The 18,620-nt window shown below is 65.7% G+C and carries 14 protein-coding genes; 4 read left to right on the top strand and 10 right to left on the bottom strand.

Features of this window, described 5'->3' with window-relative positions:
• Window positions 1-4: 4 nt before the first annotated feature.
• The 9 genes from A3AC_RS0109050 to A3AC_RS0109010 form a co-directional block, all read right to left on the bottom strand.
• The gene (locus A3AC_RS0109050) at window positions 5-1,381 is read right to left on the bottom strand and encodes an MFS transporter (protein WP_025598466.1); all 1,377 of its coding nucleotides are present in this window, start codon (window positions 1,379-1,381) and stop codon (window positions 5-7) included.
• 97 nt (window positions 1,382-1,478) lie between these two features.
• Window positions 1,479-3,245, bottom strand: coding sequence for a GMC family oxidoreductase (locus A3AC_RS0109045; protein WP_025598465.1), 1,767 nt, complete (start codon window positions 3,243-3,245; stop codon window positions 1,479-1,481).
• Between the two features lie 33 nt (window positions 3,246-3,278).
• Window positions 3,279-4,085 (bottom strand): enoyl-CoA hydratase/isomerase family protein, encoded by an 807-nt coding sequence (locus A3AC_RS0109040; RefSeq protein ID WP_025598464.1) that lies wholly within the window; start codon window positions 4,083-4,085, stop codon window positions 3,279-3,281.
• A gap of 6 nt (window positions 4,086-4,091) precedes the next feature.
• Window positions 4,092-5,654, bottom strand: coding sequence for an AMP-binding protein (locus tag A3AC_RS0109035; protein WP_025598463.1), 1,563 nt, complete (start codon window positions 5,652-5,654; stop codon window positions 4,092-4,094).
• Window positions 5,647-6,213 (bottom strand): (2Fe-2S)-binding protein, encoded by a 567-nt coding sequence (locus A3AC_RS0109030; RefSeq protein ID WP_051361603.1) that lies wholly within the window; start codon window positions 6,211-6,213, stop codon window positions 5,647-5,649. Before A3AC_RS0109030 ends, A3AC_RS0109035 begins: the two co-directional genes overlap by 8 nt.
• Window positions 6,186-7,007, bottom strand: coding sequence for an FAD binding domain-containing protein (locus A3AC_RS0109025; RefSeq protein ID WP_025598460.1), 822 nt, complete (start codon window positions 7,005-7,007; stop codon window positions 6,186-6,188). The genes A3AC_RS0109030 and A3AC_RS0109025 overlap by 28 nt, the downstream gene beginning before the upstream one ends.
• A complete protein-coding gene (locus A3AC_RS0109020; protein WP_025598459.1) occupies window positions 7,004-10,033 on the bottom strand; it encodes a xanthine dehydrogenase family protein molybdopterin-binding subunit in 3,030 nt (1,009 codons plus the stop codon). Before A3AC_RS0109020 ends, A3AC_RS0109025 begins: the two co-directional genes overlap by 4 nt.
• Window positions 10,030-10,653, bottom strand: coding sequence for a UbiX family flavin prenyltransferase (locus A3AC_RS0109015; protein WP_025598458.1), 624 nt, complete (start codon window positions 10,651-10,653; stop codon window positions 10,030-10,032). The genes A3AC_RS0109020 and A3AC_RS0109015 overlap by 4 nt, the downstream gene beginning before the upstream one ends.
• The gene (locus A3AC_RS0109010) at window positions 10,646-12,139 is read right to left on the bottom strand and encodes a UbiD family decarboxylase (RefSeq protein ID WP_025598457.1); all 1,494 of its coding nucleotides are present in this window, start codon (window positions 12,137-12,139) and stop codon (window positions 10,646-10,648) included. Before A3AC_RS0109010 ends, A3AC_RS0109015 begins: the two co-directional genes overlap by 8 nt.
• A gap of 290 nt (window positions 12,140-12,429) precedes the next feature.
• Here A3AC_RS0109010 and A3AC_RS0109005 point away from each other — a divergent pair, with 290 nt between their 5' ends.
• The 4 genes from A3AC_RS0109005 to A3AC_RS0108990 all read left to right on the top strand — a co-directional run bounded on the left by A3AC_RS0109005 (window position 12,430) and on the right by A3AC_RS0108990 (window position 17,152).
• Window positions 12,430-13,371 (top strand): LysR family transcriptional regulator, encoded by a 942-nt coding sequence (locus A3AC_RS0109005; protein ID WP_025598455.1) that lies wholly within the window; start codon window positions 12,430-12,432, stop codon window positions 13,369-13,371.
• Entirely contained in the window at window positions 13,368-14,807 is a 1,440-nt protein-coding gene (locus A3AC_RS0109000; protein ID WP_025598454.1) for an aldehyde dehydrogenase family protein, read from the top strand. The genes A3AC_RS0109005 and A3AC_RS0109000 overlap by 4 nt, the downstream gene beginning before the upstream one ends.
• A gap of 180 nt (window positions 14,808-14,987) precedes the next feature.
• Entirely contained in the window at window positions 14,988-15,665 is a 678-nt protein-coding gene (locus A3AC_RS0108995; protein ID WP_025598452.1) for a heavy metal response regulator transcription factor, read from the top strand.
• Window positions 15,665-17,152 (top strand): heavy metal sensor histidine kinase, encoded by a 1,488-nt coding sequence (locus A3AC_RS0108990; protein ID WP_025598451.1) that lies wholly within the window; start codon window positions 15,665-15,667, stop codon window positions 17,150-17,152. Before A3AC_RS0108995 ends, A3AC_RS0108990 begins: the two co-directional genes overlap by 1 nt.
• On the opposite strand, the gene A3AC_RS29120 is transcribed toward A3AC_RS0108990, so the two are convergent.
• Window positions 17,127-18,572, bottom strand: a complete 1,446-nt coding sequence (locus A3AC_RS29120) for an efflux transporter outer membrane subunit (RefSeq protein WP_035474988.1) — start codon at window positions 18,570-18,572, stop codon at window positions 17,127-17,129. The two genes, A3AC_RS0108990 and A3AC_RS29120, sit on opposite strands and share 26 nt — an antisense overlap.
• Between the last annotated feature and the right edge of the window lie 48 nt (window positions 18,573-18,620).

Raw genomic sequence — 18,620 nt, 5'->3', positions numbered from 1 at the left:
TGCTTCAGGACGGATTGCCCGTCGCTCCGTTTTCGAGCTTGCCGAGCGTCTCGGGCACGACGAACGCGCCAATCAGGAAGATCACGCTGATCGCGCCAACGAAAATCGCGAGCGTCGACGGCAACTGGCTCGCATCCTTCGCGACGAGCGAGACGAAAGTCGGCATCATCCCGCCGATGGCGAAGCCGATGTTCCATGAAAGACCTGTACCGGTCGCGCGGATCGCAGTTGGAAAGCGCTCGTTCAGGAAGATCAGGATCGGCGCATAGCCCGCGCTGCCGAGCGCGGAAAGCAGCACCGCATACACGCCGACCATCGTGATGCTCTGGGCGCCCGGCAGCAGCACGAAGAGCGCGGGCAGCGCGATCAGCCGGATGATGCCGAGCCACAAAAACGCGCTCTTGCGTCCGATGAACGTGCTCAGATGCCCCGCCGCCACGGAGGCGACGACCACCGCCACGCTGCAGATCATCAGGATGGCGGCGGCCGCGCCGTTGGGCGCGTGGCTCACGACCTTGAGGAAGGTCGGCAGATAGCCCGACGTGAGGTAATAGCCGCTGCCGCCGCCGATGGTCAGCAGCAGGTTCACGAACAGCACCTTGCGATAGTCCCGCGAAAACAGCGTCCGGACCGGCGAGCGCACCACTTCGACCTTGCCGCTCCTGACCTGCGCGGCGGCCCTGGCGGCCTTCTCGGCGGCGAGCTTCTTCCAGAGCGGCGATTCTTCGAGGCTATTGAATACGAAGAGGCCGAGCACCGAACTCAGGATGCCGGTGAAGAACATGCAGCGCCAGCCCCAGACGTCGAAAAGATCGCCGGGGAAAAGCGCCGACATCGCGAGATACGTGAGCGACGCGAGCAATGCGCCAAAGCCCGCGCCGCCACCGCCGATCAGCCCCGACACCGCGCCGCGATACTTGGGCGCGACCGACTCCGTGCCGATGGTATGCGTGGACGCCACCACGCCGCCGACGAATACGCCCTGCACGAGCCGCAGCAGGAGAAACACGATCGGCGCAACGAGGCCCACCTGCGCGACGGTCGGCAGCACGCCGAAGGCCGCCGTCGAGAGGCCGACGCCCACGACCGCGATGATCATCGCCCCTTTGCGGCCATGACGGTCCGCGTAGGAGCCGAAAAGCGCGGAACCGAGCGGGCGCATCAACAGCGTCACCGCGAAGGACGCGTAGACCGCCGCGAGCGAAAGCATCGCGTGTTGGGATGGGAAGAACAGACGCCCAACTACGGGCGCGACGTACAACAGGACGAACAGATCGAACAGATCGAGCGCCCAACCCATGCACGAGGCCAGGACTGCACCCATGACTTGCCGCTGGTTGACGGGAAGCGCGGCGACGCCTTCTTGCGCTGCTACGGACATTTCAATCTCCTTGTATGTCACCGGGCCGTCTTACGAGCGCGCCGGTGTCGTAGGCACGTTGATCTTTTGCGTGCTCTTGTCGAGGTTAAAAAAATCGTCAGTGCGCGGCGGCGAGCGGCGGCGGATCGGAGGCACTCGAGGCGCTGCAGGCGCTCGATGTGCCCGATGCCACGCTCGCGCGTCGCGCGGCGACCATCGCGTCGGCGATCTTCTCGGCGATCATGATGGTCGGTATGTTCGTATTGGCCGATGGCAGTCTGGGCATCAGCGATGCATCGACCACGCGCAGTCCCCGCGCGCCATGCACGCGCCCTTCGGCATCCGTGACGGCGTCGCGATCGTGCGCACCGCCCATGCGGCACGTGCCGCTCGCATGCCACACGCCGAACACGTTCGCGCAGATGAAATCTGCAAGCGCGCGATCGTCAGCGAGAAGCGCGGCCATATTCAACCCGCGCGTGAAAAAGCGGTCGATCAGCAAACGACGCAGCGGCGCGGGCGTGTCGAGCAGCGTGCCGAGCATCGCAGTAAGAAGCGCGTTGCGCTCGCCGACCCGGCTCAACGCCTTGACGCGCGGAGAAAACGCCGCTGGAAAAAAATCGCGCGAATCGCGCCCGAGCCCCGACGCCTCGACCACGCGCGCCAGCCTCCGCACGCCGGCGGCGAGCCGTTGCAGATCGCGTTCGTCGTCGAGCAGATTCAGGTCGATGCGCGGCGCAGCGGCGGTATCGGCGGATACGAGCTGCACGCGGCCGCGCGAGTACGGCCGGTTGCACCACAGGAAGAAAAGGCCGAGCCGGTTGCCCAGCTTGTGCCAAGCCGCGCGGGTCGCGCTCGACAGATACAGGTCCGACTCGTCGCAGCCCGCGACGCCCGAACTCATGCGCGCGGCCATCATGCTGGCGCGGCGCTGCGCGAGCGGCATGCGAAAGCGCGGTTCGAGAAAATGACAGAACGTGAGTGACGGGTGATCCTGCAGATTGCGCCCGACGCCCGGCCGATCCACCGTACACGCGATGCCGAGCGCCGCGAGGTCGCGCGCGTCGCCGATTCCGGCGCGCATCAGTAGCGCGGGCGACTGAAGCGCGCCCGCGCTCAGCACGACTTCGCCCGCTTCGAAACCCACGCGCTCGCCGCTTTGCGCCACTGCGATCACGCCGCGCGCCGCCGCCCCTACCATCACGATCCGCTCGACGCGAAGATTCGAATACACCGTGAGATTCGGGCGCTTGCGCGTGGCTTCGTCAAGATAGGCGATGGCTGTGGACACGCGCTTGTCGTCGATATTCGAGAACGCGCCGGGGAAAAAGCCGTCGCCGAACTCGCCGTTCTGATCCTGCAATTGCGCGACGCCGTTTGCGCGCAGGCCCTTCGCGAACGCATCGCAGAATGGAGGCCAGTCGTTCGGCATGATGCGGCGAATCGGTACCGGGCCGTCGCTGCCGTGCAGTTCGCCGCCTGGAAAGTTGACGTCGCGTTCGAGCTTGCGAAAGTACGGCAGTACGTCGCGCCATGCCCAGCCATCGGCGCCGTTCGCGGCCCACTCGTCGTAGTCGCGCGGCAGGCCCCGATTAGCCGACTGCACGTTGATGCTCGACCCGCCGCCCATCACGCGGCCTTGCTCGTAGACACGCGGCGCGGCGTCCCTGGTGGCTTTCGCCTTCAGGTCCGGCCAGATATAAGTGTCGCCACAGAAGACGGGCATCGGATAGCTGTCGAGAATGACTGCAGGCACCGCGCCCGGCGGCGTATCGGCGCCTGCTTCGATCAGCGCGACGCGCAGCGACGCCACGGCCGACAGCCGATGCGCCAACACGCATCCCGCCGAGCCGCCGCCTACGATCACGTAATCGAAGCGCTCCATCCTCTGTCTCCTGTTGTTTTGTGATGCTGCTTATCAACTTCCGCGAAACACCGGCTTGCGCTTGCCATGGAAAGCCTCGACGCCTTCGCGAAAATCGTCAGAGCTGCGCAGCCGGCTATAGCAATGCCCTTCCAGTTCAATAGCAATGGAAAGCGGCGCGTCTTCCGAATCGTTCAGCAGCTTCTTCGCCGTGCGCTGCGCGAGCGGCGAAAACACGCGCAGTTCGTCGACGAGCGCGTCGGTGGCGGTTTCCAGTTCCGTGTCGGCCACGCAGTCGACCGCGATGCCCCACTCGTAAGCCTGTTTGCCCGGAATGCGGCGCGAGCGCATCACGATGTCCTTGGTCCGGCCGATGCCGACCATCGCCTGAAGACGCGCCGAGCCGCCCGAGCCGGGAATCTGCCCGAGCTTCTGCTCCGGCAGCGCGTAGAAGGTCGTGTCGGTGACGATGCGGAAATCGCAAGCGAGCGACAGCTCGAACCCCACGCCGAAGCAGAAGCCGCGATTGGCCGCGATCACCGGCTTGGAGCAACGGGCGGGCGCCGCGATATTCCACGCGAGCTTCGACACGTGCTCCGGCGAAGCTTCCAGAAAGCCCTTGATGTCACCGCCACTCGAAAAGTGCTCGCCCGTCGCGCGCACCACGATCACGCGCACGCGCTCGTCGTCGTCCAGCGCTTCGAAGACGGTGCGCAACTGGTCGCGCGCGTGCATCGAAATGACATTGAACGGCGGCCGATGCAGGATAATGTCGGCGCGCTCGCGTTCGGCGTCGATCTCGACCGAGAAGCCGTCGAGGTCTTGCAGCAGCGTCTGGCCGCGATGGTTCAAATCGCTCATATCGGGTTACTCCTTTGTGGTCTGTGCAGGTTGAGCGTTACCGTCGGATGAGTACTCGCCCGCAGATAGCTTGCGGCGCAGAATCTTGCCGACCGGGGACTTCGGAATATCGTCGACGAACACGTAGTCGCGCGGGCGCTTGAAATTGACGAGATCGGACTGGCGGCACCAGGCGTCGAGCGCCTCGGCGTCGACGTAATCGCGGCGCTTGATGAACGCGACCACGCGCTGGCCCCAGCGCTCGTCCTTCACGCCCGCAACCGCGACTTCATCGACGGCCGGATGCAGCGAGAGCACCGATTCGATATCCACCGGCGAGATGTTTTCGCCGCCGCTGATGATCATGTCGTCGACGCGGCCGGTCACGTACAAATCGCCGTCGCGGTCGAAATAGCCCGTGTCGCCGGTGAAATACCAGCCCTCGCGCAGCGACTTCGCGTTCGCGTCCGGGCGGTTCCAGTAGCCTTCGAATGCCTCGTCGCCGAGCAGGTCCGCAATGATCTGGCCTTCCTCGCCGGCCGGTGCGATGTCATCGGGCGACACGGCGTCGAGCTTCACGACGCGCAGCCGCGTGTTCAGTCCCGCGCGCCCGGCGCTGCCCGGCTTGCGCGTCGCGTCCTGATCGATGCTGACCGTGTACACCTCGGACGAACCGTAGTGGTTGACGAAGAGTTCCGGCTTGAACGCTGCCGACAGGCGCTTGAGCAAACCATCGTTCATCGGCGCACCGGCGAAACCCAGCTTTCTGACCGACGAAGTATCGGTGTTGGCGAACGCGCTGTCCGCCAGCAGATCGTGATAAAGCGTCGGCACGAGATAGAGGCACGTGAGCCGATACTTCGCGATGGATTCGAGCGCGAGTTTCGCGTTCCAGCGACGCACGCAGACGAACACGCCGTCGACGAGCGCCATCGAAAGCAGCGAGCGCACGCCCATCGTGTGATAAAGCGGCATGACGCCGAGCGTGCGTTCGCCGCGGCGGTACAGGTTCTGCGCGACGTGCGCAAGCGCGCCCGCGCGTTCATGCCGATGGCGGCGCGGCACACCCTTCGGCTTGCCCGTCGTGCCGGATGTGTAGAGGATCAGCGAGATATCGTCGGCGCTGGCGTGAGTGGTCTCGCCGGTGTGCGCCCGTTCGCCTTCGACTAACAGCGCGTCGAAGGCGATCGTGCGGCCCGCAGCGTCGTCCAGACCGATGCGCGGCACATGCTGCGCGGCGGCGCTTTTCACGACGGCATCGGCGCAAACGGGTTCGTAGACTATCGCCTTCACACCCGCATCCGTCACGCAGTACTCGAGCTCGTCCGGCTTCGCGCGCCAGTTCAGCGGCACGATCACGATGCCCGAGAATTGCCCCGCCCAGTGCACCGTGGCCATTTCCCAGCGGTTTTGCAACACGACGAGCAACCGGTCGCCGCGTTGCAGTCCGAGTTCGCGAAGGGCATCGGCGACATTCAGAATCATGCGATGCCACTGCGCATACGTCAGTTGCAGCTCGCCATCGACGAGCGCCAGCGCGTTCGGGCTGCGCTCGACGCTTTGCACAAACGTGCGGCCGAGATCAAGCATGTCCGGCCTCCTTCTCGCCGCGAGCCTCGGCCTGACGACGCGCTGCGACATCGAGCACGGCCGTGACGATCGGCGTGTAGCCGGTACAGCGGCAGATATGGCCCGACAGCATGTCGCGCACCTGTTCCTCGGTCGGGTTCGGCACGCGTTGCAGATAGTCCGCGCACGACATCAGAATGCCCGCCGTGCAAAAGCCGCATTGCAGCGCGTGATGGCGCTGGAACGCCTGCTGCAAATCGCCGAGCGTCTGCTCGGGCGCAAGACCTTCCACTGTGTCGATGCGCCGCCCCTCGGCCTGCACCGCGAGCATCAGGCATGAGCGCGCCGCGACGCCATCCACCTGCACCGTGCATGCGCCGCACACGCCATGCTCGCAGCCGACATGCGTGCCGGTCGCGCCCAGTTCGTGACGGATGAAATCCGACAGCAGTTCGCGCAGCTCGCAATGGCCGCTGCGTTCGCGGCCGTTGAGCGTCAGCGTGATGCGCCGCTGCTCCCCCTGCCGCATGATGTTCTCCGATATGTTGCTGCTCACGTAGCCTCCTCTATCACGCGCCATCCCAGTTGCCGGACGAGATTGCGTCGATATTTCGCGCTGATGTGCGCGTCGTCCTGGGCGTTCAGTTTCCAGCTGAGGTCGTTCAATGCGCCGCGCAGATCGTCGCCTGTCAGACGCGGCCAGCTTTCCGCCACCGGCCGGTCCGCGACGCCGCCGACCGCGATACGGATCGACTCCTGGGTCACCACCGCCGCGCACGCAACGATCGCGAAATCGCCGTGCCGCACCGAGAACTCGGTGAACGCATAGCGCTCGCCGGGCTTCCTGAGCGGAAAGCGCACCGCTTCCACGAGTTCGTCCGGCTCGCGTGCGGTCATCAGCATTCCTTGAAAAAAGTCCTGCGCGACGAGCGTGCGGCGCTTCTTTTTCGAGCGCAGCATCACGTCGCCGCCGAGCGCGGCCAGCACGAGCGGCAGTTCTGCGCTCGGGTCCGCATGCGCGACGGAGCCACACACCGTCCCGCGATTGCGGATCTGAAAATGCGAGATATGCGGGAACGCCATCGCGAGCATCGGCACTTCGTCGCGCAGCGTGGAACGCCATTCAACGCTGCCCTGCGTCGCCGCCGCGCTCACGACAAGCTGGCCCGCTTTGTCATCCACGCGCACGGCGTCGAGTTCGGCCGTGCGCGAGATATCGACCAGCACGCGCGGCTGCGCGAGCCGCATGTTGAGCACCGCCATCAGCGATTGACCGCCTGCCAGCACGCGCGCGTCGTCGCCGGTTTGCGCGAGGGCGTCGAGTGCGTCTTGCGTCGTCATCGCGCGCAAGTAATCGAACGGAGCGGGCTTCATGTTTGCCTCCAGAAACGGCCGGGAAGCCGGGCGATCCACGACTTTCGCTCTTGAACGGGCTGGCCCGCCGCCTGCCGTCCGAGCGATTCGAACAATTGCTTCAACACGACCTTTGCCGCGCCTTCGAGCATGCGTCCGCCCACTGCCGCCACCTTGCCAGACACCTGCGCCTCATAGTCGTAAGTGAGGCGCGTGCCGGTTCCCTGTGGCGTCAGTTCGACGAGACCGTTGCCGCGCGCGCTGCCGAGCGGCGAAATGCCCGCACCCGCGAGCCGCAGCCGGCGCGGCGCGTCGATCTCCGACAAGCCGATGCGCGCCTCGAAACGCGCCTTGATCATGCCGACGCCCACCGTCACGTCCGCGCGATACTGGTTCCGCGCGGTCTCCTCGAGCGCATGGCAGCCGGGGATCACCTTCGCGAGCGCCTTGGGGTTGAGCAGCACGCCGAAGACTGCCTCGGGCGTCGCGGGCAGATCGACCGTGCCGCGCGCCGTCAGCGCCTTGCCGCCCGGCGCCGCCGGCTTCGCAGCCGGTGCTTCGCGCAGTTCGGGCCGCGACGGTTCGGGATCGTCGATGCCGATCAGCGCCATCACTTTGGGCGGCGTGAGCGGCAGGCGAATATCGTCGACGCCGAGGGCATCGGCCACCGCATTCGCGATGCACGGCGGCGTGCTCATGTTGTTGCCTTCGCCAAGCCCTTTCGCGCCGAGCGGTGTGAAGGGCGACGGCGTCTCCAGATGCACGATTACCGGATCGGGCACTTCGCAGGTCGTCGGCATCAGATAGTCGGCGAGCGTGCCGGACTGGAAGCTGCCGTCCGCGCCGTAGCGGAACTCTTCCATCAGCGCCGCGCCGACGCCTTGGGCGAACGCGCCGCGAATCTGGCCATCGGCAAGTGCGGGATTGAGCAGCGTGCCGGCGTCGTGCGTCGTCACGTAACGGTCGATGCGCACGCGCCCCGTCACGCGATCTACTTCGACGGCGCACATGTCGAACGCGAAGCCATACGCCGCCGACGTGTTGATGCGATCCTGCTCGTCGGGAGCGTCCATGTGCGGCGGCGACCAGAAAACGCTCTCGCGCAGACCCGGCTCCTCGCCTTCCGGTAACAGCGCGGGCGCCCAGTGCGGCGCATTGCTCGCGGCGCGCGCGAACGGCAACGCGCGGTCTTCGGCTCCGTTCGGAAAAACGCGCGCGCCTTCGAAGCGCACGTCGCCGGGCGCGCATCCGAACTGCTTCGCGAGAATGCGTGCGAGCTTGTCGCGCACGCGGGTCGCGGCCAGATGCACCGTGCCGGCCACCGCGCCCGCGAATCGGCTCGAATAATTTCCCGCCGCGACGGACCACGCATCCTTGTGCGTATCGAATTCGACGTTGACGACGATGTCCTTCGGGTCGAGCCCGAGCACATCTGCGACGACCTGCGCGCACACCGTCATGTGGCCCTGGCCCGCCGGCGTCGACGCGATGGTGACGACCACGCCGCCGAGCAGATCGACGCTCACTGTCGCGCTGGCGATCGCGCCGTTCTTCGGCCCGGCTTTCTTGCGGGCGTCGGGCGGCATCACAGTCGTGATGTATCCCATGTTCGAAACCGACGGCTCCACGATCGCCGCGAAGCCGATGCCATAAAGACGCCCAGCCTTGCGGGCCGCATCGCGCCGCGCGACGAGTTCGTCGTAGCCGCCTTCGATCATCGCGCGGCGCAGCGCTTCCTGATAGTTGCCGGAGTCGAGCAGCGCGCCCGCCGTCGCGCGATACGGAAAGGCATCGGCGGGAACAAAGTTGCGGCGGTATACATCGAGCACATCGAGATTCAGTTCGACGGCGATACGCTGAATGAGCCGTTCCAGCGCGAAGTAGACCTGCGGTCCGCCGAAGCCGCGTACGAGTCCGGTCGGCGTCTTGTTCGTCAGCACGACGCGGTTGCGCACGACGAGATTAGCAATGGCATATGCGCCCGTCAGGCAGCCGTGCATCCGGTAGAAGGTCGCGGGTTCGGGCGCGCGCACGTAGCCGCCGACGTCTTCGAGTTGGTCATAGGAAAGCGCGACGATGCGGCCATCGCTTTCAACGGCCGCTTCGATGGTCGAAAGACGCGCGGTCGCCGAAGTCGCCGCGCTCAGGTGTTCCAGCCGGTCCTCGACCCACTTCACCGGCGCGCCGGCCTTGCGCGACGCGAGGCACATCAGCACGACGTAGGGAAACACCGCCTGCTTGACGCCGAAGCTGCCGCCGGAATCGCGCGGGGCCTTATGACGCAGACGGTTCGCGGGAACGTTGAGCGCCATCGCCATGACGGCATGCAGCGAGAACGGTCCCATGAAATTGGAGGTGACGTCATAGCCTTCGTCGCCCGACAGATACTCGGCGATCACCACGCCGCATTCGATCGGCGCGCACGTATTGCGCGGATAGTGCGCGACGAGCTTCACGCGATGCGGCGCGTTTTCGAACGCGTCTTCCGGTTCGCCATAACGGAAATGCCGATCGCTGATTACGTTGCTGCCGACGCGCTCGTGCAACACCGGCGCATCGTCTCGCACAGACTGTTCGATGGACGTGACCGGATCGAGCATCGCGTATTCGACCTTGATGAGTTCGAGCGCGTCTTCCGCTAGCGCGCGCGATTCCGCCATTACGACCGCGACCGGCTCGCCGACGTAGCGCACGCGGTCCATCGCGAGCGCCCACTGCTCCATGGGTGACTTCACGCCGACGACGAACGGTCGCGACCACGCGGGTAAATCGTCGCGCGTGAGCACGCCGCGCACGCCGTGCAGCTTCGATGCTGCGTCCGTATCGATGGACACGAGTTCCGCATGCGCATGTGGCGAGCGCAGAATCGCTGCGTGCAGCGTGCCTGGCTTCACGGCGATATCGTCGCTGTAGCGGCCGCGGCCCGTGAGAATCGCGGGGTCTTCGAGGCGCTGCATGGGCCGGCCAACGTAGGGCTGCGGCGTAGCGGCATCGCCGTCGGCCACGCGCGCGTTGAGATCCGCAAATCCGCTTTCGCGCTGGTTCATGGCGTCACTCCTTGATCTTCACCGCGGCCGCCGAATTCGACGGCGAGACCGCTCCAGCGACGCGCAATCTCGCCGTGCTCCATACCGAACAGATCCAGAATGCGCCCGACTGTGTGATCGACGACATCGTCGATGGTCTTTGGATGCGCATAGAACGCCGGCACCGGCGGCATGACGATGGCGCCCATTTCGGTCGCCAGCGTCATGTTGCGCAGATGCGCGAGATTGAGCGGCGTCTCGCGCGCGACCAGCACGAGGCGGCGGCGCTCCTTGAGCATCACGTCGGCGGCGCGGGTCAGCAGATTGTCCGCAAAGCCGTTCGCGACACCGGCGAGTGTTTTCATCGAACACGGCGCAATCACCATGCCTTCGCTGAGGAACGAACCGCTCGCCACAGCCGCGCCGATATCACGCACGTTATGCACGACGTCCGCGAGTCGATCGACGTCGCCGCGCGCGATGCCGAGCTCCTGCGCCGCCGTCACCGCACCCGACGCAGACACGATCAGATGCGTCTCGTGTGTGCCGAGGCGCCGCAGCGCAGCGAGGAGCCGCACGCCGATGACCGCGCCGCTTGCGCCCGATATGCCCACGACGATGCGCTTGTTCCGCTCAGCCATGATCGCGCGCCAGGTAGGCGTCGAGCGCGCTGTTGTCAGCGGCAACGAGCGCGGTCAGATTTGCCGTGTCCTGACCCGGGATGCGCACGCGTGTGAACACATGCGCTGGATAGACGACCGGGCGCGTCGCGTCGAGTCCCATCTTCGCGCTGACGCCTTGCAGATGCGGGGGGGCGTCGTCCGGTTGGCCGACCGTGGTCGAGGGATCGAGCGGCGAGCCTTGCGCGCCCGCGATGACGACCAGATCGCGGTCGGCCTGGAAGCGCGTCGCGATCGCCCATTCGATTTCCGCTGGATCGTGCACGTTCACGTCCATGTCCACCACGACGACCTGCTTGATGTCGTAGTGCGCGCCGAACGCGCACAGAATCACGTTCTTCGCTTCGCCTTCGCGTTTCTTGTCGAACTGCACCCACAGGTGATAGCGGCACACGCCGCCCACCGACAGATGCACGTCGTTCACCGCCGGATGGCTACGCTGCAGATGCGCAAGGAGCGTCGCTTCGCGCGGAATCGCTCCGAGCAGCAGATGCTCCATTTCGGCCGGCACGATCGTATGAAAAATCGGGTTGCGCCGATGCGTCACCGCCGTAACTTCTATCACTTCGCGGGCTTCTTTCGCGCTGTAGTACTTCGGGAACTCGCCGAACGGACCTTCCGGCTCGCGCACGTTCGGCAAAATGCGCCCTTCTATGACGATCTCCGCGAACGCGGGCACATGCACACCGCTCGTCACGCATTGCGCGACCGGCAGCGGCGCGCCGTGCAGCGCGCCGGCGATTTCGAGCTCGTCGTTGTCGATCGGTGTGATCGCTTGCGAGGCGAGCATCGTCAGCGGATCGACGCCAATCGCGACGGCCACGTCGAGCGCATCGCCCGCTTCCTCGGCGCTGCGCTGGAACGCGTACAGATGGCGCGGCAGCAGCAGAATCGCCATGCGATCGCGACCATGCACCTGTATGCGGTTGATCGACACGTTCTGCACGCCGGTGCGCGGGTTGCGCGCAATCACGAGACCCGCGGTGATGTATGGGCCGTTGTCATGCTCGCTGTGCGTGGGAATAGGCAGAAGCGCGTGCAAATCGATTCCGCTCGTATGTACCACTTGCTGGCACGGCGCGTCCTCGCGCGCAACGAGTTTCGACGCTAGCGGCTCGGCGGCAGCGGCGGAAAAACGTGCGAGCAAAGCGGCTTCGTCGACGCCCATCGCTTCCGCAATCCAGCCCCGCTTCGACATGAATCCGCTCACGACAGGAACCGCATGGCCGCCGGGGCGCGTGAAAAACGCCGCCTGCGTGCCGTCGAGTCGCTTCGCGACAGCTGCGAGTTCGTGTTCGAGCGCAACCGGCTTCTCGATGGTCGCGAGGCGTCCCGTCTTCGCGAGATGCGCGAGCCAGTCGCGCAGTGAGAGCGAGCCTGCGTCCGGGCTTTCAGGGGCCCACGACAATGAGGAAATGCCGTGCTTTGCGGCATCGCGAATATTCATCGACGTCTCCATCTTTGCTGTGCCTCGCTAAGTGACGCGGTAGCGAGCGATGGCTGAAGCGTAACGAGATCGCGCCATAACTTCTAATACCGTTTTTTGATGCGGCAGATCATTCGCTCTTATATCGGTGTTAGCCCCAATGACAGCTTTCTGATAGTTGCGTATCAATAGACCGGTCTCGCAGCGTGCATGGGCGGCCGTACGCGGCAACGGCGCGCAACAGGCACGCAGCGTCGACCGTGATATCGCTGTGGGCAGCTATTAGTGCTGCTGATACGAAAAAGGGCGAGATGGACCTCAAGCAAATCCAGTACTTCATCGCGCTGTTCGAGGACGGCTCGGTGACGCGGGCGGCAAAGCGCCTGAATATCGTGCAGCCCGCGCTCAGCATGCAGATCGCGAAGCTCGAGGACGAATTGAATCAGCAGCTCTTTGAGCGCGGCGCGCACGGCATGGCGCCGACCGCGGCCGGGCGGCTGATGTACCGCCTGTTTCTGCCGATCACGCGCGACCTCGCACACGCGCGGCAGCAACTCGTTCAGCGCGACGAAGTCGTGACGGGACACGTCAACATCGGGCTGATTGCGTCCGTCACGGAAAGCGTGCTCGCGGATTCACTCTCGCGCTTTCATGCGCAATATCCCGATGTCGAAGTCACGGTCGCCGACGGCTACAGCGCAACTTTCATCGACTGGGTGGCGGGCGGTCAGCTGGATGCGGCGATCATCAACAAGCCGCGTGCGCGTCTGTCGCTCGACTCCCGCGCGCTGCTCGACGAAGAGATGGTGCTCGCAACCAGCGCCGCGCACGGCCCCGATCTGCCGCACGCCATTGAACTCGCGCAGCTGCCCGAGCTTGAACTGGTGCTGCCGACCAAGCGCCATGGCCTGCGCGGCGTGCTCGACAGTGCTGCGCAGCATGAAGACGTGCTGCTCGCGCCGCGCTTTGAAATCGACGTCCTCTCGACCATCCTGAAGCTTGTCGAAAACACGCGTTTTGCGACGATCCTGCCGCGCATCGTGGTCGAGCGCGCGGCGCGGCATGGCACTTTGCGCGCGTGCCCGATTCTCGCGCCGCGCATCGTGCGGCATATCGTCTGTGTGAGCCATCCGCGAAGGCCGTTGAGCGCCGCGGCCGAAGCGCTGATCGCCATCATCGGCGACGAGCTACATCAAGCGTCGAATATTTCGTCGAACGAACCATCCCATTCTTTAAAGGACCGCTCCACATGAATGCATCGCACTGGATTGCCGGCGAATGGACAGGCACGCCTACCCTCGACAGCATCGATCCCGCCACAGGCGAGGCCATCGGCCGCTTCGCCGACGGCGGCGCGCCCGAGGCCGATACCGCCATAGCGGCCGCGCGCCATGTGTTCGACCGCACTACGTGGGCGCAGGACGCACGTCTGCGTCAGGACGTGCTGCTCGGCTGGGCGGCGGCGCTCGACAACGAACGCGAAACGCTCGCGACGCTGCTCACACGCGAGAACGGCAAGGCGATTGCACAGTCGCGCGCAGAGATAGCGGCCGCGATTTCCGAAGTGCGTTATTACGCGGGCCTCGCGCGGCATATCGCCGGTCATGTGCTGGAGCCGGAGCCGGGCACCATTTCGGCGATGCTGCGCGAAGCCGCGGGCGTCGCCGCGATCATCGTGCCGTGGAACGCGCCGGCGGTGCTGCTGGTGCGCTCGCTTTCGCCCGCGCTCGCTGCGGGCTGCACGGCGGTCGTGAAGCCCGCCGCACAGACATCGCTGCTGACCGCCGCGATGCTGCGCTGCTTCGAGCACACGGCGCTGCCCAAGGGCGCGGTGAATCTCGTCAACGAGCAAGGACACGCCGTGAGCCAGCGGCTGGCCGATTCGCACGGCGTGGATGTGGTCAGCTTCACGGGATCGACGGCGACAGGCAAGAAGATCATGGCCGCGGCGGCTGACAGCATGAAGAAGCTGTCGCTCGAACTTGGCGGCAAGTCCTGCTGCGTGGTATTTGACGATGCCGATATCGCGACCATCGCACCGCGCCTCGCGCGAGCCGCGACGATCATCTCGGGGCAGCAATGTACGGCCGCACGCCGCGTGCTGGTTCATGCGTCACGTGCCGCGCAAATGCGCGAGTACCTTGCGGGGGCGCTGGCTAAGCTGAAGGTCGGGCCGGGCATCGATCCAACGACGGATATTGGGGCGCTCATCGACGCTTCGACGCGCGATGCCGTCGAGCGCACCATCAATCGCGCGTGCGACATGGCAGACCGCGTATTGCTGCGCGGCGCGGGCTCCGGCCATGCGTTTCTGTCGCCGACGCTTGTCGAACACAGCGATCCGAAAGCGTTCTTCTGTCAGGACGAGATTTTCGGGCCGTTCGTCACGCTCGAAGTTTTCGAAAGCGAGCAGGAAGCGTTTAAAAAGGCCAACGATACGGTCTTCGGACTGTCCGCCAGCGTGTGGACGCACGACGGCGCGCGGGCGTGGCGCACCGCGCGAGCGCTGCGCAACGGGACGGTGTGGATCAACGATCACAACAAGCTGTTCGCGGAAGCGGAGACGGGCGGCTACCGGCAGAGCGGGCTCGGGCGTTTGCATGGTTACGATGCGCTCGCCGACTTCACGGAAATCAAGCACATCTGCATGCCGGCAGGCGTCGCCGATGGCGTGACACCGCTGCGATGAGGGGGTGAGCGGACGGGGAACTCCGTCTGCTGTCCAACGTAATGACGCCGGCACAGCCGGCGCCGGACCGGGAACGCGTACAGAGACGTCCGGCCTCGAAGGCAAGATTACCGGATTGTAATCACGTGCCGGATCGCGGATCGGTATGATTCGAAAATCACTCTGGCCGGGAGCCCAATGATGCGAATCCTGATCGTCGAAGACGAGGTAAAGACCGGGGCGTACCTCAAAAAGGGCCTTGAGGAATCAGGCTATGCGGTCGACGTCGCGAACGACGGCCCCCAAGGGCTGATCCTCGCGCAGGAAGAACAATACGACGTAATCGTGCTCGACGTGATGCTGCCCGGCATGGACGGCTGGACTGTCGTCAAGACGCTGCGTAGCACCCGCACTACACCGGTGCTCTTCCTGACGGCCCGGGACGACGTCAGCGACCGGGTACGCGGCCTCGAACTCGGCGCGGACGACTACCTCGTCAAACCGTTCGCGTTCGTCGAACTGCTCGCGCGTGTGCGCACGCTAGCGCGTCGCGGGCCACCGCGCGAGAGCGAGCTGATTAACGTCGGCGACCTCGAGATTGACGTGAACCGGCGGCGCGTCAAGCGTGGTACCACGCGCATCGATCTGACGCCCCGCGAATTCTCGCTGCTGCAACTGCTCGCACGTCGTCACGGCGAAGTGATGAGCCGCACACAGATCGCGTCGTATGTGTGGGACATGAACTTCGACAGCGACACCAATGTCGTCGAAGTTGCAATCCGGCGGTTGCGCACGAAGATCGACGACGATTTCCCCGTCAAACTGATCCACACGGTGCGCGGGGTAGGCTATGTGCTCGACGTAAAGGACGTCGCCTGATGCGCGGCCGGTCGCTGACCGCCACGCTTGCTCTTGCCTTCGGCGGTACGACGCTCGCGGTGTTCGCGCTGGTAGGCAGTTTTGTGTATCTGGCGCTGGACCATCAGATCAAGGCCCAGGACGATCTCGACATCGTGCTCGCCACGCGCCACGCGAGGCGGCTCGCGGAAGAACTTGAGGCACTGGGCGGCATACGCGAACACGGCGACCGCCTGGTGAGCACAGTGCTCGGCAACGAGGCGATGTCGATGGTAGTCACCGACCGGCAAGGCAATGTACTGATCTCGCACAATCTCGCGAACGCGCCCACCGGGTCCGCTGCTTCAGCGAGCTCAGCTGGTTCAGCGGCCGCGGGCCTGTCCGCAGCGGGCGCCGCGCCGTTGCCCCGCGTGGCGCCGGTGCCGGCGGGCGCCCGCATCACCGAGGCGTCGATCGCCGACTGGCGCGACAGCGCCGGCGCACCGATACGCGGCATTGTCGCCGCAGCTCAGCTGCGCAATGGCGAGATCGCGAACCTGCTGATCGCGCGGAACATGACCGACCGCTGGCTGTTGCTCGACCGCTACCGCGACAAGCTTCATCTGGCCGGTGCTGCCGGCGTCGTGCTCGCGTTCATGCTTGGCTATCTGCTGATCCGCGCGGCGCTGCGGCCGCTGCGCGACATCGCCGCGAGCGCGGGCAGCGTCACCGTCGACCGGCTGCACACGCGCATATCGGTCGCGCACGTGCCGCTCGAGCTTGAAACGCTGGTCGCGTCGCTCAACGCGATGCTGCAGCGCATGGAAGATGGCTTCCAGCGCCAGTCGCGCTTCACCGCAGATCTGGCGCACGACATGCGCACACCGCTTGGCAACATGCGCGGCGCGACCGAAGTCGCACTCGCGCGGCCGCGCTCCCTTGAAGAATACGAGGCGCTCCTCGCATCGAACCTCGAAGAGTGCGACCGGTTGTCGAGAATGATCGAAAACGTGCTGTTTCTCGCGCGCGCCGAGCATCCGCAATTCGTCAAGCACATGCGCAGCTTCGATGTCGTGCAGGAGCTCACGCACATCGCCGAATACTTCGAAGGCGTCGCCGACGAAGCGAACGTGACGGTGAAGGTCACCGGCCACGGGATGCTGACGGCCGACCTCGAACTGTTCCGCCGCGCGGTCAACAATCTGCTGGTGAACGCGATCCGTTATACACCGCCGCGCGGACGCATCACCCTCGACGCGCAGGCAGGCGAGCGGCGAATGCAGATCGTCGTCGCAAACGAGGGCGAGCCGGTCGCGCCCGAACATCTCGAACGGATCTTCGATCGTTTCTACCGTGTCGACCCGTCGCGCAGCACGCTTCGCCCATCGGGCGCCACGCGCGAAGCAACGGGTTCGGCCGGGCTCGGCCTTGCAATCGTGCGGACCATCATGGAACTGCACAACGGCACGGTGCGCGCCGCGAGCGACGCATCCGGCACCCGCTTCATCCTGAGCTTTCCGGGCGGCTGACCGGCCCCGCAGCAGGCTCGCTCCACGGTCCGCCCAGCGCCTTTAGCAGCGCTACGCTCGCGGCGAAACGGCGAGCGTCGATCTGCTCGTCATTGCGTTCGTTCGTGAGCGCAATGGTCTGCGCGGTGACGACGTCCAGATAACTGACAGCGCCGGCCTGATAGCGGTTCGTCGTGAGGCGTAGCGACAGGTCCGCCGCGGCGCTCGCGCGGTGCTGGCTGACCGCTTCGTCCGCGAGCGTGCGCAGCGCGGACAGGTTGTCCTCGACCTGCTGTAACGCGAGCAGCACCGATTGCCGGTAATCCGCCACGGTCCCGTCGTACTGCGCGGTAGCGCTGCGCAGCGTCGCTTTGCGGCGGCCGCCGTCGAACAATGTGCCTGCCAGTTGCGGGCCGAGCGACCAGAAGAGACCAGGCGCTGTGAGCCAGGGGCTGAAAAACGTACTCTCCAGTCCCGCGCTCGCCGAGAGCAGCAGATCCGGAAAGAACGCCGCATGCGCTTCGCCGATCTGTGCGTTGGCCGCGGCCACGCGCCGCTCGGCGGCGGCTATGTCGGGCCGCCGTTCGAGCAGTTGCGAAGGCAGCCCTGCGGGAATCGCGGGCAGCGTCGACGATGCCGACGAAGCGACGCGCGGCGGCAGCGAGAATGTCGACGCGGGTTCGCCGACCAGCGTGGCGATCGCGTGCTGCAACTGGTCGCGAGATACGTCGATGTCGCTGTCCTGCGTGCGTGTGGATTCAAGCTGCGTGGTCGCCTGAGCGACCGCGGACGCGTCGATCGCGCCGTCGCGCAACTGCTGCTGCAGCAGTTGCAGTGCCGCCGCATAAGCAGTGACGGTACGGTCGAGCAACTGCTTCTGCCTGTCGAGCGCACGCAACGCGAAGTAGTCCAGCGCGAGATCCGCACTGACCGACAGACGCACCGCTTCGAGATCGGCGGCGCTCGCCTGCGCGCTGGCACGCGCGGCTTGCGTCGCATCACGCACGCGGCCGAACAGATCCGGCTCCCAGGTCGCCGTCAGCCCCGCCGTATAGTCGGGCACGGTCTTGCCCGCGAGCGAGCGGCCCTGCACGTTCTGCGACGTACGAAAACGGTCCGCCGCAAGGCCCGCGGTGACGGTCGGAAAAAAGCCTGCGCGCTGGTAGTCCACCATCGCGCGCGCCTGCTGCAACTGCGCGACTGCCTTGCCGACGGTCTGGTTCGAAATGTCGACGCGCGCTTCCAGGCGGTTCAACTCCGGATCGTCGAATACTGTCCACCAGGAGCCACGCGGCGTGCCGTCCGCGGGCGCCGCCGGCGCCCAGTTCGCCGCAGCGGCAAGCGGCGCACCCGCGTAATGCGCCGGCACCTCGGCCGACGGCGCATGGTAGGCCGGCAGCGTCGTGCAGGCCGACAGCATGGCGACAGCCAGCGCGGTCATGGCAAGCGGTTTCACGCGAGGTATATGCGGACCACTCGAAGCGGAAAG

Origin of the sequence: Burkholderia sp. WSM2230 (genome assembly GCF_000472445.1) — a bacterium.
GTDB lineage: Bacteria > Pseudomonadota > Gammaproteobacteria > Burkholderiales > Burkholderiaceae > Paraburkholderia.
This window is presented reverse-complemented; position numbering and strand designations above follow the sequence as displayed.

Excerpts from the sequence above, each read along its gene's own strand:
- A3AC_RS0108990 (WP_025598451.1), top strand. The coding sequence starts at position 15,665 with ATGCGCGGCCGGTCGCTGACCGCCACGCTTGCTCTTGCCTTCGGCGGT.
- A3AC_RS0109040 (WP_025598464.1), bottom strand. The coding sequence starts at position 4,085 with ATGAGCGATTTGAACCATCGCGGCCAGACGCTGCTGCAAGACCTCGAC.
- A3AC_RS0109010 (WP_025598457.1), bottom strand. The coding sequence starts at position 12,139 with ATGAATATTCGCGATGCCGCAAAGCACGGCATTTCCTCATTGTCGTGG.
- A3AC_RS0109015 (WP_025598458.1), bottom strand. The coding sequence starts at position 10,653 with ATGGCTGAGCGGAACAAGCGCATCGTCGTGGGCATATCGGGCGCAAGC.
- A3AC_RS0109000 (WP_025598454.1), top strand. The coding sequence starts at position 13,368 with ATGAATGCATCGCACTGGATTGCCGGCGAATGGACAGGCACGCCTACC.
- A3AC_RS0109020 (WP_025598459.1), bottom strand. The coding sequence starts at position 10,033 with ATGAACCAGCGCGAAAGCGGATTTGCGGATCTCAACGCGCGCGTGGCC.
- A3AC_RS0108995 (WP_025598452.1), top strand. The coding sequence starts at position 14,988 with ATGCGAATCCTGATCGTCGAAGACGAGGTAAAGACCGGGGCGTACCTC.
- A3AC_RS0109050 (WP_025598466.1), bottom strand. The coding sequence starts at position 1,381 with ATGTCCGTAGCAGCGCAAGAAGGCGTCGCCGCGCTTCCCGTCAACCAG.
- A3AC_RS0109030 (WP_051361603.1), bottom strand. The coding sequence starts at position 6,213 with ATGGCGCGTGATAGAGGAGGCTACGTGAGCAGCAACATATCGGAGAAC.
- A3AC_RS0109005 (WP_025598455.1), top strand. The coding sequence starts at position 12,430 with ATGGACCTCAAGCAAATCCAGTACTTCATCGCGCTGTTCGAGGACGGC.
- A3AC_RS29120 (WP_035474988.1), bottom strand. The coding sequence starts at position 18,572 with ATGACCGCGCTGGCTGTCGCCATGCTGTCGGCCTGCACGACGCTGCCG.
- A3AC_RS0109045 (WP_025598465.1), bottom strand. The coding sequence starts at position 3,245 with ATGGAGCGCTTCGATTACGTGATCGTAGGCGGCGGCTCGGCGGGATGC.
- A3AC_RS0109025 (WP_025598460.1), bottom strand. The coding sequence starts at position 7,007 with ATGAAGCCCGCTCCGTTCGATTACTTGCGCGCGATGACGACGCAAGAC.
- A3AC_RS0109035 (WP_025598463.1), bottom strand. The coding sequence starts at position 5,654 with ATGCTTGATCTCGGCCGCACGTTTGTGCAAAGCGTCGAGCGCAGCCCG.